15 protein-coding genes are annotated in these 14,488 nt (G+C 52.4%); 2 read left to right on the top strand and 13 right to left on the bottom strand.

The features are described 5' to 3' along the window. Positions 1–108 precede the first annotated feature (108 nt). Positions 109–960 (top strand): MurR/RpiR family transcriptional regulator, encoded by an 852-nt coding sequence (locus L1N82_RS16410; protein WP_235288539.1) that lies wholly within the window; start codon positions 109–111, stop codon positions 958–960. 204 nt (positions 961–1,164) lie between these two features. Here the strand turns inward: L1N82_RS16410 and L1N82_RS16405 are convergent, their stop codons facing one another. The 7 genes from L1N82_RS16405 to L1N82_RS16380 form a co-directional block, all read right to left on the bottom strand. Next, positions 1,165–1,788 (bottom strand): TVP38/TMEM64 family protein, encoded by a 624-nt coding sequence (locus L1N82_RS16405; protein WP_235288538.1) that lies wholly within the window; start codon positions 1,786–1,788, stop codon positions 1,165–1,167. A 181-nt stretch (positions 1,789–1,969) separates the two neighbouring features. Continuing rightward, entirely contained in the window at positions 1,970–2,707 is a 738-nt protein-coding gene (locus L1N82_RS16400) for a stalk domain-containing protein (RefSeq protein ID WP_235288537.1), read from the bottom strand. Between the two features lie 147 nt (positions 2,708–2,854). Continuing rightward, a complete protein-coding gene (locus tag L1N82_RS23290) occupies positions 2,855–2,977 on the bottom strand; it encodes a hypothetical protein (RefSeq protein ID WP_268822014.1) in 123 nt (40 codons plus the stop codon). A 40-nt stretch (positions 2,978–3,017) separates the two neighbouring features. Beyond that, positions 3,018–3,899, bottom strand: a complete 882-nt coding sequence (locus tag L1N82_RS16395; protein WP_235288536.1) for a helix-turn-helix transcriptional regulator — start codon at positions 3,897–3,899, stop codon at positions 3,018–3,020. A 202-nt stretch (positions 3,900–4,101) separates the two neighbouring features. Continuing rightward, positions 4,102–5,628, bottom strand: a complete 1,527-nt coding sequence (locus L1N82_RS16390; RefSeq protein ID WP_235288535.1) for an amino acid adenylation domain-containing protein — start codon at positions 5,626–5,628, stop codon at positions 4,102–4,104. A 14-nt stretch (positions 5,629–5,642) separates the two neighbouring features. After that, positions 5,643–6,686 carry an NAD-dependent epimerase/dehydratase family protein gene (locus tag L1N82_RS16385; protein ID WP_235288534.1) on the bottom strand — a complete coding sequence of 348 codons (1,044 nt, stop codon included), beginning with the start codon at positions 6,684–6,686 and terminating at the stop codon, positions 5,643–5,645. Between the two features lie 33 nt (positions 6,687–6,719). After that, a complete protein-coding gene (locus L1N82_RS16380; RefSeq protein WP_235288533.1) occupies positions 6,720–8,129 on the bottom strand; it encodes a class I adenylate-forming enzyme family protein in 1,410 nt (469 codons plus the stop codon). 140 nt (positions 8,130–8,269) lie between these two features. Here L1N82_RS16380 and L1N82_RS16375 point away from each other — a divergent pair, with 140 nt between their 5' ends. Next, positions 8,270–9,085, top strand: a complete 816-nt coding sequence (locus tag L1N82_RS16375; RefSeq protein ID WP_235288532.1) for a phytanoyl-CoA dioxygenase family protein — start codon at positions 8,270–8,272, stop codon at positions 9,083–9,085. Positions 9,086–9,173: 88 nt separating this feature from the next. On the opposite strand, the gene L1N82_RS16370 is transcribed toward L1N82_RS16375, so the two are convergent. Genes L1N82_RS16370 through L1N82_RS16345 form a run of 6 tightly spaced genes read right to left on the bottom strand, consistent with a single transcriptional unit; the run spans position 9,174 to position 14,468 of the window. Further along, positions 9,174–10,190, bottom strand: a complete 1,017-nt coding sequence (locus L1N82_RS16370) for a hypothetical protein (RefSeq protein WP_235288531.1) — start codon at positions 10,188–10,190, stop codon at positions 9,174–9,176. After that, positions 10,183–10,983, bottom strand: a complete 801-nt coding sequence (locus L1N82_RS16365; protein ID WP_235288530.1) for a phytanoyl-CoA dioxygenase family protein — start codon at positions 10,981–10,983, stop codon at positions 10,183–10,185. Before L1N82_RS16365 ends, L1N82_RS16370 begins: the two co-directional genes overlap by 8 nt. 12 nt (positions 10,984–10,995) lie before the next feature. Then, positions 10,996–11,247: a phosphopantetheine-binding protein gene (locus L1N82_RS16360; RefSeq protein ID WP_235288529.1), complete on the bottom strand. Its 252-nt coding sequence runs from the start codon at positions 11,245–11,247 to the stop codon at positions 10,996–10,998. A 23-nt stretch (positions 11,248–11,270) separates the two neighbouring features. Beyond that, the gene (locus L1N82_RS16355; protein WP_235288646.1) at positions 11,271–12,425 is read right to left on the bottom strand and encodes a glycosyltransferase; all 1,155 of its coding nucleotides are present in this window, start codon (positions 12,423–12,425) and stop codon (positions 11,271–11,273) included. Then, positions 12,418–13,518, bottom strand: a complete 1,101-nt coding sequence (locus L1N82_RS16350; protein WP_235288528.1) for an aminopeptidase — start codon at positions 13,516–13,518, stop codon at positions 12,418–12,420. The genes L1N82_RS16355 and L1N82_RS16350 overlap by 8 nt, the downstream gene beginning before the upstream one ends. After that, on the bottom strand, positions 13,515–14,468 hold the full coding sequence (locus tag L1N82_RS16345; protein ID WP_235288527.1) for a hypothetical protein: 954 nt from the start codon (positions 14,466–14,468) through the stop codon (positions 13,515–13,517). The genes L1N82_RS16350 and L1N82_RS16345 overlap by 4 nt, the downstream gene beginning before the upstream one ends. Positions 14,469–14,488 lie beyond the last annotated feature (20 nt).

Here is a 14,488-nt window from a genome sequence, read left to right as displayed (position 1 = left end):
ATTATACGAAAAAATTTTCTCTTTGCAATCGGTTACAAAAAAATATTTTTTCTATGTTGAATATAACGTATAATAAAGAACGAACGCTTTACCCAGGAGGGCAGTCTTATGAACAATCCCAAGCCGTGCTTGCTTAGCGTCCGGACCAACTACCCGAAATTCAGTGTTACCGAACGGAAAATCGCCGATTATATATTACAGAATCCTACCAAAATCATACATTCCTCCATCAATCAACTGGCTGAGGATCTGAAGGTGGCGGATTCTACCGTCTTCCGCTTCTGCCAGCGGATTGGCTATAAAGGCTACCAGGCCATGAAGATCGCACTGGCTTCGGAGGTTGTGGCCCCCGTCAAGGATATCCACGAAGCGGTGGAGGAAGACGACACCCCGGACACAATCGCATCCAAGGTGTTCCGCGCCAATATGAAGACGATCGAGGATACGCTGACCGTCTTCGACGAAGCCCGGCTGCAGCAGGCCGTCGACATGATTAGCGGCGCAAGGTCGGTACATTTCTTCGGCAGCGGCGGCTCCAGCGTGATTGCGCTGGATGCTTATCATAAGCTCATTCGCACCGGACTGAATGTGTCCGCTGTGACCGATACTCACTTCCAGCTCATGGCCGCATCCCAGCTGACGGAGGCGGATTGCGCTGTGCTGATTTCCCACTCCGGCTCATCCAAGGATATTTTGCATATTCTCAATGTTGTAAAATCCGGCGGCGTGAAGACGATTGCCATCACCAATCATGCCAAATCACCGCTCAGCGCGGCCGTGGACACTCCGCTCTATACCGTCTCCAGTGAGACTGAGTACCGGTCGGAGGCATTGTCCTCGCGGATTGCCCAGCTGTCCATTATTGATGTTCTCTACGTCAACCTTCTGATCAAGCTTGGGCCCGAAGGCCAAAAATCGCTGAAGAAGATGCGAGAAGCGATTACGGTGAAGCGGATATGACACGAATAAGGGAAAGCGGACTGCTCGGTTAGATGACGAGAGGCTGGGGTTAGAGCGTTCAGGGACTCGGTTAGATAACGAGAGCCAAGGGGCTCGAGGTGTAAAAACCTGCGATTGTGCAGGCTTTTGCTATAAGCGGCTCTCTTAGCTATGCAAAGCCTGCAAATTCTCAGAAATTTATTACCGGGTAATAGGGGAACTGCTTCAGCCAGCTTCTCTATTTCCGTCTGTGTCCGCGCCAGCCGCCGTCCCGCTCCTCCGGGCAAACCAGGCCTCCGCTTTCCTGCTCAGGACGAACGATGCCGCGATGAAGAGCGCCACATACAGCAGCCGGAACGGATTCTCGATATAAGCACCGACATCGTGCCCCACGAAGGAAACCGAGAACACCATAATGCCCTTGCCGAACAGGAGCGCAATAATATAGGAACGTGCTCGCATGCGCGCAAGCCCCGCTACGATGTTAATGATAACGAACGGCCCAACGGGAAAGATGCTGAACAGGAAGACGTAATTGAATCCGTTGCGTCTGACCCATTCCATGCCTTTCTGCACCTTCGGCTTGCGAGACCAGCGTTCCAGATACGGGTGGCTGCTGAACCTGCGCACGATATAGTAGGTGACAACGCAGCCGCTGACCATCCCGATCCATGAGTACAGGAATCCGAGCCAAAGCCCGTATACGGCAGCATTAACCCCCACGATCACGATGGTTGGCAGCGGCGGTACGAATGACTTCATGAAGGTCAGTAATATCCCGGGCAGCGGTCCAAGTGACCGAAACTCCCCGAGAAGCTCCCTCAGCTGTTCCTCTGTAAGATAAGACATTATGCCTGTCAGTATCATGCTTCCGCTCTCCTCCGTCCTTCGGGCCCGCCTTCTGCGGCTGCCCCATTACAGCATACCACAGACGCTTTAACCCGTAGCAGGGAGAAATCATGAACGGTTAGACGGTCGGCGGTGATTCAGATGTGAACCGCCTTCAAAACCTCATACAATTCGAATCGAACTATTCTATCGTGATCTGTATTTCAGAAGATAATTTTTGCGTGTCAGCCACTCCCTCAATTTGATACTCAGCTTCGGCCCCAACGGTATACTGGCCTTTTGGCAACTGGCCGGGTTGAGTTGCTGTTTTAAAGTAATTCTCTATGTCTTCAATGCCTTCTTTATTAGCAATGTAGGACAAAAAATTGTAGGGATGGATGACTTTTATATATTCATCGCCTTTCTCATAAGTAAGTGTTTCGGTGGTGCCTATTGGCGTTCTTCCTTCATAATCTGAAAAACCGTCGTGATCCCGAATATAAAATATAATCGGAGAGCTAAGCCGCATTACCGTCAGGGTATTGTCATTCTTATAGGCAAGACGTGACCAGATTTGAATGGGCTCCCCTTCTTTATAGACTGTCTTATCTGCGAACAGATGAAGTTGAAAATTCTCATCCTCGGTCATGTTGTTTAACTCCGATTTCCCCTGCGGGGTTGAAGGTTCATTGACATGGATACGGCGGTTCTTGGCATCATACCCGACCAGCGCACCTTTACCTTCCGCCAGTGCTCTCAACGGTACATAAACCTGGTCTTCATAATTCAATAATGGTGAACCCTCTTTGATATCAATAATTTTGTTATTGATTAAGATCGTAGCCTTGAAAAAACTGGCGGAAATGAACTCAGACGCTGCCGCAGTGCTGGAAAACACCATGATCGTCGCAGCGCCTATTCCTAGCAACTTCTTTTTCATTCTATCCCATCCTCTTAACAGTATTTTTCCCATCCACCATAAAGACTACAAACACTACCAAAAGGTTACATAAACTGAACCGCCCAAATGCAACTATAATAGGGGCTCCGGGCAGCGCCCGGAACCCCTAAACTAATTTCTTAAACATTAATAAAACCAAAGGATAAAACTGACCACTTTGTTCACAATATAAAACTTGGCAGCCATTATCGAAGCAATAACTGCTGCGCCGATGCCCAGTATCAGTCCCCGCTTCCGGGACTTATTCATAGCCAATCCTCCCTTGCCAGCAGGCCGCACTTATTCCGCCCTAGTCCTCAAAAGAAAGATTTACAGGCTCCTCCCGCAGCTCGCCCTTGTAATCAATATTGGTGGTTGGAACATCCTTGCCCACTTCTTCAAACTTGAGCTCATCAATCCATACGGTTCCGCTGCCTGACAGCAGGACCCCAAAGGAAATAACCGCGCCATTAGCAGGCACATCGAGTACAATGGAATACTGGTTCCACTCCTGATCCCCGGTCACCGGGCGGTCGCTCATGTTATCGAACTGCAGAACATCGCCGAGCGAGTCGTCCACCCGCATCCAGAAGCCGCAAAAGCCATTGACCGCTTTCGCTTTTAGGAAGCCCGACAGCTTCAGCCGCTTGCCCGCGTATTTGTCCGCCTTGAACTGCTGCATCATCGTGGCAAATTCGCCCTCGGACTGCACCGTTACCGACTTCAGGAAGCCGGATGCATTTCCCTTATGAAATACCTCTCTGTCCACTCCCATTTTGTAATTGGCCGGATGGCTCCCGCTCATATTCCACCCCTTCAATACCTGTTCCTGATTCATTCCTGTTTCCTCCCTTTGCATGGTTAGTTTGCCGATAATTCTACGGTACTGTCCGGGCGGCAGCCGGTAGTACTTCTTGAACGAGCGCGTGAACGATTCCTGTGACTCGAACCGGTAGTAGAAGGCGATGTCCAGGATCTTCTCGTCCGTGTACAGCAGCATGTTCGCGGCATTAGCGATCCGCCGGTACCGGATGTACTCCGAAGCGGTAACGCCAACCTCCTTGTGGAAGACACGGTGATAATGAAACTTGGAGAAGCCTGCGAACTGAGCTACGCTCTCCAGTGTTAACTCCTCATGCAGATTCTTCTCTATGTATTCAATTGTTCGCTGAATAATGGGACTGCAGCTCATGCCTGTTCACCTCCTTGACTTAACAATATCAGAATCAGCGCCGGCAGTTTTGACCGATCTTGCTTTGTTTGTCTGATGAGGATATTTTTAGGGCATATTTCGGACCGCATACGGAAAACGTGAAAATGGCCGCTCGGGAGTAGATTCCCAAACAGCCTTTTCCCTTCACATGCTAACACGCTATGTTGCTCATGTTCTCAATTCACAACTCCCGCATCAGTGCCTGGCGGTCTGTCTTGCCGCTCGGCGTCAGCGGAATCTCGCTGACCCGGCGGTATACCCCAGGAATCATGTAGTCCGGGAGGATCTTCCCCAAATAAGCCCTAAGCTGTGGTTCCGCAAGTTCCTTCTTCGTTACCAGACAAGCAACCAGTATGTTCCGGGATGAATCACCCCAAACCACTGCCTGCTGCACATCTGGGTACGAGAGTAGAGCGGCCTCTACCTCCGCCGGCTCCATACGATGGCCCCGCCATTTGAGCTGTTCATCCCTTCTTCCCAGGCAGCGGTACTCATCATTAGCCTCTAGTACAGCCAGATCGCCAGTCCGGTAGATTCGCTCTCCCGGCACATAAGGGTTCTGCACGAACTTGCTGTCGGTGAGCTCCTTCTGGTTCATATAGCCCTCCGCCAGACCGATCCCAGCTATGCAGAGCTCGCCTTCATGCCCTTCCTGTACCGGACACAGGTTATCATCCACTGCCAGCAGCCTCATGCCCCTGACCGGTGTTCCGATTGTAATGGGACCTTGGTCATTCAGGATTTCCCTGTAAGAGCACCATATGGTCGCTTCCGTGGGACCGTACATATTATACAGGCGCGCGTTCGTCAGCCGACGTACCTGGTTTATTAACCCGGCTGCAAGCATTTCCCCGCCAATCATGAGATCCCCGATCTTCTTCAGACAGACCGCACTCCTGGGGTCATACAAGAGCATCTGGAGCCGGGAGGGTGTAAGCTGAAGCATATCAACATCGTGTGCGTGAATTAGCCGGGCAATATCACGGGGACGGCCCGTCTCCCCCTCATCTGCCAGAATAACCTGCATACCGCTTGTAAGAGGCAGAATCGCTTCCACCGCGAAGATGTCAAAGGAGACCGTGCTTAAGCACAATATCGTTCTGGATGAGTGAAAACCGATTTTCTCGCGCATGTCCTCGAAGAGATTGAGAACACCTGCCTCGTTAACAATGACACCCTTGGGCCTGCCGGTCGTCCCCGAGGTGTACATGATATACGCAGGCGAATCGCGGCGTTCTTCGTATTTTCCGTGCTCCTCGTATTCTTCGTGCTCTTCGTGTTCCCCAAGCATCCGCGCTCCATCGGCCGTGCAGGTGCGACATTGTACCATAGGGATAACTGATGCAGCAAATTGGCTGATTCGGCTGATATGCGCATGATCTGCGATGAACACTCCCGCCCCGCTGTCCTCAGCCATATATTGAATCCGTCCATCAGGATAAGCAGGATCAATGGGCATATATGCCGCCCCGCACTTGTTAACGGCCAATATGGCCGCAAGCAGTGCCGGCGTGCGTCCCAGCAGCAGACCAACGACTGACCCGCTTCCCACCCCGCCAGCCCGCAGCTTAGCCGCGATTTCACATATCTGCTCATGCAGCTGGCCATAAGATGTATGCTCTCCTCTGCTTATAATGGCGGTCCGGCCGGGTGAGACGGCAGCCTGTTCGCGAAACTGCCCGTAGATCGTGTGGTTGGTAATCGTCATAAGTTCCTCCTGCCCTAGAGATCTGCCGGGTCCAGGTCAATGATCCCTCCGTATCTGCCGACCTGCTTCAGCAGGTTATGCCAATGCTCCAGCTCCTTGTACCAATTAATCGTGTAGGTCTCAGCAGAATTACTTACCCTTCCTTCTTCCAATGCCTGATACACCTGTACAGCTCCCTCAACGGCACTCCACTTGGCTTTCCAGTCCAGAAGGGCTTCCACCTTCGAAAAATCAACCCGGTAAGACCGGTGGTCTGCATCCCCATACCACTCAATAGTTGGCTCCTTGGGCAGACTGCGTGCAATATCCTCCGCAAGCGTCCCCAGCTGGACATTATTAAATTCTGAACCGATATTAAATATCTGTCCGTTAATGGTGCCGGGATCTGCTTCAAGGATGTTACAGAATGCTTCAGCGGCGTCCTCCACATGAAGCAATGGACGCCACTGCTCCCCGTTTCTCATCAATGAAATACAGCCTTTGCTCCAGGCTCCGAGCGCCATCCCGTTGACTGCCAGATCAAACCTCATCCGCGGAGAGCAGCCAAATACAGTTGCCAGCCTGACAGCCGTTACACAGAACTGCGTCCCCGAAGCGTTGAGCACTCCCTTCTCCGCTTCTGCATTGGCTTTGGCATACACCGTTAACGGGTTGATGGGTGACTCTTCATTCACCATGTTTTCCGGCGCATGATACCCGTACACACTGCATGACGAGGACAGGATATAACGCTTCGCTCCGACTTGCTTCGCGAGCGCCGCTGTACGAACCCGGGCGAGATGATTAATCTGCATGGTCGCTGCAGGGAATGCGTCCCCTGCAGGGTCATTGGACAACGCGGCCAGATCGATTACAGCATCGATTCCTTCGAGACAAGCCTCGTGAATCCGGCGGTTATCCTCCTGTAGAATCTGCAACCTCGGATGCTCCCGCAACTTGTCTCTCCCGAAGAAGAAACGGTCAAGTGCCACAACGGCATAGTCAAGTGACAACAGCTTCGGAACCAGAACACTGCCGATATAACCCCCTGCTCCGGTTACCAGTACCTTCTGTCTCATCCTGTTACCTCCTCTAATGATTACCCCTGCCCACTATCTTCTGCGGGTTTTCCCCGCCGTATTTGGCACAAGGCTCTCTACCACTGATATCCGGTCAGGCCACAATCTGGAATCAGCATTTAAGCGGATATACCGGAACAACTCACCCTCACTTACTTCTCCGGCAGCAGCTACTATGGCATGAATCCTGCGATCCTTCTGGTCTTGCCTGACCTGTACCCCCGCTACTCCCGGGCATCCCAGAATGACCCCTTGTATTTCTTCGGGGTACACATTCTCGCCTCCGCGGATCATCATCTGATCCCGCCTGCCGGCGATAATGATTCTGCCTTTAACAACACAGGCGCTGTCGCCTGTGTACAGCCAGCCGTTACGGATTGCCCCGTTCGTCAGCTCCGGATTGTCAAGATACCCCTGCATGATATTGGGGCCGCGAACAATTAGCTCTCCCTGTTCACCGTCAGGCAGTTCCTGCCCCTGTTCATCCACAATTCGTACGGAAACATCATGTAGAGGGAACCCTACGCAGCCTGATGTAAATGGGGTATCACCGGTATAACAACTGATCCGCGGGGACGCTTCTGTCATGCCATATGCGTTCCACACTCTGACCCCAGACATTTGGCTGCTGATCCTGCCGTAAAGCCCTTCGTGCAGAACCTCACCGCTTAACACAACTGTCCTTAAGCTTGATATATTCATGACAGTATGCTTGCCTGCTATCAACGCCGCCAATGTCGGCGTCGTGCACATTCTCGTAAGCCCAAGCGTTTCGATTTGCTTAACAGCAGTTAGGGGTGACCGTCCTTGGCTGATATAAACTGAACTGCCGCTTGCCAGAGCAGTCAGCAGTTCACCGGTTATGGCAGAAGGGGTAGTCAGCGGTCTGCTAATCCAGACCTTGTCATGTCGACCCAGAGGATAATAGAGGAGGATGGACTGTACATTGCTGAGAATATTCCGGAATGAGAGCATAACGCCCTTCGGCGTTCCCGAGGAGCCGGAAGTGAACAGCACGACCCCGGTATCCTTCCACTCAGCGGAATGCACGGCTTGCAGAGACGGAGCCGGGCTGTACCCCATTTTCCCCGATGCATTAACATCCTCCGGGCCGATCAGAATGGATTCAGGAAACCTGGCTCTTATGCTGCGGAACAGATGCGGCCTGCCGCCCGGATCTACAGGAATTGTTACCGCTCTTAGCTTGAAAGCCGCCAGCAGAAGGGGAACACATTTCCATCCGAGGGATATATCCAGCAGCATAATCAGCCGTCCCGCAGTCCCGCCGCGGACAGCCTTTCGCAGCAAGCCGGCATTAAATTCCGCGGCTTCCCATATCGCCTCGTACGAGATTTGCCCGCCATTGTCCAGCAGGATGCACGGACCTCTGTGCGTGCCCAAAGCATGTAAGAACTGCTGCAGCTCCACCTGTAACGCCTCCATGTCATGGTTCTTCTTACTAGCGAATATACCAGTTGGACCGCCTTGTCCGCTCTGCTTTTGTCACCAGTATGCATTAAGCCGAGCAGCCCGGTCATGACGGGGATTAGAATAGAGGAAATCTACTGTAAAGGGGTTGCACCATGCCGGCACTCGTAACCAAGGAAGAGCTGGAATTTTATCACGAGCAGGGCTATTTGCTAAAAAAGGGGGTTTTCGCGGAAGACGAACTGCAGGAACTCACCAACGAATACACAAAAATCTGGTTTGACATGCTGGCAGCAGGGGAGATTGTTCAGAAGCCGGAGAAGCCGATCGACAGCCTCTTCCCCCGTTTAAGAGATCATTACCGTACCAGCGATTATGTGCGCCAGTTCTCAGTCCATCCAGCCATTACCGGCATTGTAGAGGACTTAATCGGGGAAGAGCCTGTTGTTGTGCAGAGCACTTATTATATTAAAGCTCCCAAAACACGCGGCATTCCAATCCATCAGGACAACTATGACATGGGCATCGCACCCGGTACCACCTATTCTGCCTGGCTAAGTGTCAATGCATCCGACCGGGAGAACGGGGGGCTGTATGTCATCCCCAAAACGCACACCTACAATTTGGTTGTTCCGCATATCACACACAATGTGGACCGGTATGAGCTGAGCGAAATCTATGATCTTCCTGAATCGTACGAAATTGTTGACCTATCGACTGAACCGGGCGATATGGTATTCTTCAATGGCAATCTTATTCACGGATCCTACAACAATGCAACAGAGAACCGGTTCAGGCAATCCTTCGTGGTACATTACGCAGGAGCTAGTCTGGAGAGAACCAGCGTCAATTATAATTACTTGCTCGATAAGCAGGGGAACCGCATTAGAAGGAGACTCAATCTGGAGCCCAAGGCGGTAGCGACACAGGGACCAATTTTTACGTGGAAAGACAAGGGCTATGTATACTGATTATCTCTTCTTCATTAAACCGCTGTTACCCGCAAAAAAGCTGGACTGCCTTCTATGCGGCAGTCCAGCTTTCTGTGTTCTGTTTATCTTATACGTGACATTCATCCTCAGAAGCATCATCCCGCACTATGCTTTCAATGCCTCTGGCAATGGACTCCTCCAGATCCGCTAAACGCAGAATTCTTGTCTCCAGCCTGCGGAATGCCGGGCCCGGCTTCGGAAGAAAGCAGGTCTTGAGAAGCAGGTTGCTAATCGTCTTCCATTCCAGGGCCGCGTCCCCAAGCTGCTTGGCATGCATCTGAAGCTCCTGCTTGCCGCAATCCCGGGCTGCACGTTCAAGCAAGGCCGCATAATTAAGCCTTCCATTCATCAGTCTGGTCATTGCAGCAAGCAGCGGGCAGGTTTCCAGCCGGGTATAGTGATCCGTCTCTTCCTTAAGGCTTGTTAAGCTTCCGACATCACAGGCAAACTGCCTCATCATCGTGAAACATCCCGTCCCAAATCCTGTCTTAAGCTTCCGGAACATTTCCCTGCTTAATACCTTAGCCCATGAGGGTGACGGTTCGGCGGGAAGAACCGGCCTGAACACCGTGCAGTCCACCTTGAGACCTTTAAGGCCTCGATAAGAGAGTTTCACCAACTGCCTCGTGAACATTTGATCCGCACAGATCAGGAATCCATTGGTTACATCTATACCTGTAACCATAAACAGGTGATCAGCATGATTCCTCTCAAAGTCCGGGTGCCAGGGACAATAATACCCGTCCAGCGTGAAGAGCACCGGTGTTCCTTGTCTGATCTGTCCGGCAGCAAGCGCTACTCCTTCCGGGACAGGAATATCAAGATATTCATCCATTCGGATGCCCACATGCACTTCCAGATTCCTCTGCGGCTCAAATGTGCTGCTCTTCACGCGTAATCCCAGCTTGGCGGAATCTGAATCACCGGCCGTGGCCGGTTCGTAATGGAAATCCCATGCGCCCTCAAACAGCATGACAGGCTCCTTGTTCCACATACCGGCCAGGGTAAGCACAGTAGACTCAAAGCAGTTGAGCTGTTCGTTGTCAATCAGCGGTACGGTAACCAGCCATTCCGTGCTATTCATTACCGTCTGGCTCCCTGAACAATTTCCTGATGGCATGCTCCTTATGCAGCCGCCGTGTCACCCGCTCCCCCCGCTTGTTGAGAAGTCTTGCCTGCTGGACGAAGATTTTCTCCGTGCTGACCCCGACATAATGAATAACATAAGACATCCTGAACCGGTCTGCCGTAGTGTTCGCATGTGAACCATGAAGAACATCACCGCTGAACAGAATGATATCACCCGGTTCCGTGCAGACCGTCTCAACCGGATAACCCTGCGGAACAGGGACAGTCTGCGCATAAATCGATGAACGGGCGGGGTTTCGGGGCCTGAGCATCCCCAAGCTCTGGGTTCCCGGGACAAACTGCATACCGCCGTTCTCCTCGGATGAATGATCAAGGCTGATCCAGGCAGCACAGGAAGTTCCAGGCGCAGCACCAATATCGTAATTATCCTGATGCATGGGCAGCTCCTTGCTGCCAGGCGCTTTATAAAAGCCTGTTCCTCCTACAACCAGCGCTTCTTCACCGAAAACTTGCTCCATAAGCTGGTGGATCCGGCCGTCCAGTGCTGCTTCCCTTAATACCATGCTTTCCTCATGGACATTGCGGACAGGCGGGAACAGCCGGTCGGGTGAGCTGGCTCCGCGCGTATCCGGTCCAACCCCTGTCTCCCTATATTTTATAAACCACAGCCGCCTCAGCTCAGCCCGCAGCCGCTCCGTCTCATCCGGCAGCAAAGCCTGCCTGACTACGAGGTACCCCTTATGGTGAAACTCTTCCATTTCCTCTGCAGCAAGTATCCGCCAGCCCATATTCTACCACCTTTATTTCGCACTGCCGGACTGCATACCGGATAATCCGCGGACATATTCATATACATCTCCCAGCCGAATCATCTCATCCAGCTGAAGGCGGTTGTCCAGCACGTCAATGTTAAGAATTACTTCCAATTCAATCATCAAATCAATGATAGCGGTCGAATCCAGACCGATCTTGGCAAACTCACTGTCCAGCGACAAATTCTGTAAACCGCAGCGTTCTTCTACAAGGGAAATCAGCTGCTTCTGACTAAACATCGCTTTCACACTCCTCGCTTGTTTTAATGTCGTAACACACGTTCCACTAATTCGGCACCACGTATATTGGGACAGCCGGCTTTCAGGTCATCAGCGAGTTTAGATGCAGCCAGTGTGTATGGCGATTGATCCTCCAATAAGACGGCAACGGCTTGTCGCATGCTATCCTCGCTGATGTCATCGGAACTGATCATAATGGCGATCCCCAGCTTTACGCACCGTTCAGCCAGAAGGGGCTGTTCGTCGCCTAATGGAATGATGACCATTGGGACTCCGAACCGCATCGCTTTCTGAATGGTATTACAGCCGCCATGAGTAATAGCCGCACTGGAAAAGGGAAGGAGACGGTCGTGGACCGGATATTCCGAGTAAAAATGGAGATTGGGAGGGAAAGGTTTGCGGAGCCGCAAGCCGTTCTGCTCGGACAATAACAGATTGACGGGCGCAGCCTCCAGCGCTGTAAGACTTGTATGAATGTAATTCTGCATAATAGCCCGGTAATCGACTCTCATCAGCGAGGAACTGCAGATTAGAACCGATGGCCTGCTGTCATCCGGTGAAGCCAGCGGCTCAATATCAGGAGCATAGGCACAAGCCCCTATAACCTCGGTATTCGCCGGGAGTTCCTCCCAGTGCTCAATCATCTGCGGGTATACCATCGCCAGGTGCAGGTGCGGGGAGATACCCGCCAAATCACCACGCGTTCTTCTTTCATCGGCTAGAGCCGGAAGGCCGGCTTTGGTTCTAACGTGATTTAATTGGCCTTCATAACGGGATCTGGCCCGCTTCACAATAGAGGGATTCCCGGGAATAAGCCGGTCGGGAAGCGGTATAGAGGTTTGGAAGCTGACCCAGGGGATACCCAGCAGTTCAGCGCAGTAAGCTGGTGCCGCCATGGCAGAATCTGTAATGAGAAGCTCCGCGCCGATCTGCCTCAATACACAAGTGATTTCCTCCATTGTTTCGAAGATGAAGTCCGTGGGAATGACGCCCCATTCAATCTCAGCCAGCTTAACCAGACTTCCTTCTACCAGAGGCCGAAGAGAGGAGTGACCGAGATAATAGACGTCATGTCCCCGCTCGGCAAGTGCTTGTCCGATACCAAGCGCGGGAATGGCATGGCCAAGCAGTTTTTGGCTGACCACCGCTATTCTGCATCCGGTATGGCCGCTACGCATCGTCAAGCACCCGGAGGTCTCGTGCGACAAACCTGCCGTCCTTCCGCACAAGCTCACCGTCTAGATACAGCTCTCCCCCGCCGTCCTCAGGACACTGGCTAAGCACCATATCCAGGTGGATAGCGGATTCATTCCCGTTATACGCCATAGGAAACGATTGACCGAAGGCCAAATGTATGCTGCCAGCCATCTTCTCATCCATGTTCAGGCTTCCCGTTGACTTACGGATATAAGGGTTCAAACCGATGCCGAATTCACCAATCCGTGAAGCCCCCTCATCAACACCAAGGATTTGCTGCAGCTGCTGCGCTCCCGTACCCTCAACCTCCACCAGATTGCCGTCTTCGAAGCGGCAGGTTACCTCACCGAGAGACATACCCAGATACCGAACCGGAATATTAAAGGCAATCCGGCCGCTTACCGTACCTGCCACCGGTGCAGTGAATACCTCACCATCCGGAAGATTATGTTTGCCATCACAGATATAGTGGGGGATGCCTTCAATTGAGAAACGGAGATCCGTCCCCGGGGAAACGATCCGTACCTGCTTGGCGGCATCGAGCCGCCCTCCGAGCAGAGCGGCCTTCCGGGACCAGCTGCTATAATCGATGCAGCAGGACTTCCGGTACAGCTCAGCCAATTCCCCCAGACTCATTCCCGCTGTCTGGGCCATTCCGTAAGTGGGATACTTGAACAGCACCCATTTCCTCAGGCCGGCCATCGCCTGCTGTACAGGCTGCAGATAATGCTTCACGTAATTCCCGTAGAGGGATTGGTCACAGCTGCTCATTTCAAACCTGTTCTCCTCTGCCTGTATCCCGATAAAAGCGCCGGAGGCGGTGATCTCCTGCGCATCCAGCTCCGCAAGCCGTTTCAGCTGCTCTTCGGAGGAATAATTAACAATAGCCTTCACCTGCTCAACAGAGCGCTGCCGCAGGACAGGAACCCCCCCGCCGCGCAAGATATTTTCCAGCAGCATGTCGAGCAGAGCTCCGATTTCTCCTGTAACCTGGACATAGACCTTCTCTTCCGGAGCAAGTCTCAATGAATGGCCAGTGAGCATATCTGCAATATCATGCCAAATGTTCTTCATCTCTTCCTCCTGCCTACTGTTTCCGCCATCGCCGTAAACATGGTTTGCTCACGGTCATATACTTCCCACATATAGTGCACCAGCTTGTCTTTGTAGTCGCGCTCCGGCTGTCTCTTCCACTTCATCAGCACGCCCATAACGAGTGACCAGCATTCACAGGAATCCATTAACGCCTGTACCCATCCGGCGTGAGTCCGATCCCTGGGAATAACCTGCTTGAAGACAGCTGTTTTCCAGAGGTCACGCAGCTTCCGGTAATAATTCAGCTCAAATTCCAGACTCTCCAGCTGGAGTACAAGCTCACTGACTGAAGTGCCTTCCAGCTTCTCGGCAAATTCCTGCATCTGCTGCAATCCGCCCCACTCCCGCATGTTATGTACCGATGCCTGAAGCAAGTGGTCGAGCAGCTCCGGCCAAGGCTCACCGCAGCCTGCCTCCTGCCGCACATATCCCGCTCCGTAATTGCGGGTTCTTTCGAATGCCGCCCGAAAGTCCCTCCAAGGCACAATTGCGGTAGTACCCCTAGCGAAGTAATCGGGGTGGCCTGCGGAATCGGCTATCATCAGCTCCGTATCCCCAACATCCGTGATGAATGACCAGTGGGTAAGGTTATATTTGTCCCGGTATGCGGACAATTCATGCTCCCAAGTCTGATAAAAGAGCATGCAGTATCCTTCCCGCTCGAACAGATACCGGATTACTTCCTCCAGAGCTCCGGCATCCGGCGCTGAGAACCGTACCAGCTGATAACCTGCCTGGAGCGCCGGTTCGCTTCTCCGGAGGGACAAGCCGACCCGAATGCAGTCGAACGGATTCAGGAAGATCTGGATCATCTTCTGCCCGCCGTCACGCCACAAAGCCTCCATGACAGCGAGCTGCAGGCAGTCCAGCGTTCGCTCTGACAGCCCAAATTCGTTCGGCAGCCTCCAGTTACTTACCGTTCTACGCATACTCCTCCTCCTTTCCTGAC

The sequence above is a fragment of the Paenibacillus tarimensis genome, assembly GCF_021532315.1.
Taxonomy (GTDB): domain Bacteria; phylum Bacillota; class Bacilli; order Paenibacillales; family Paenibacillaceae; genus Paenibacillus_I; species Paenibacillus_I tarimensis.
Note: the sequence above shows the minus strand (reverse complement) of the source record. Positions and strands in the feature narration are given on the sequence as shown.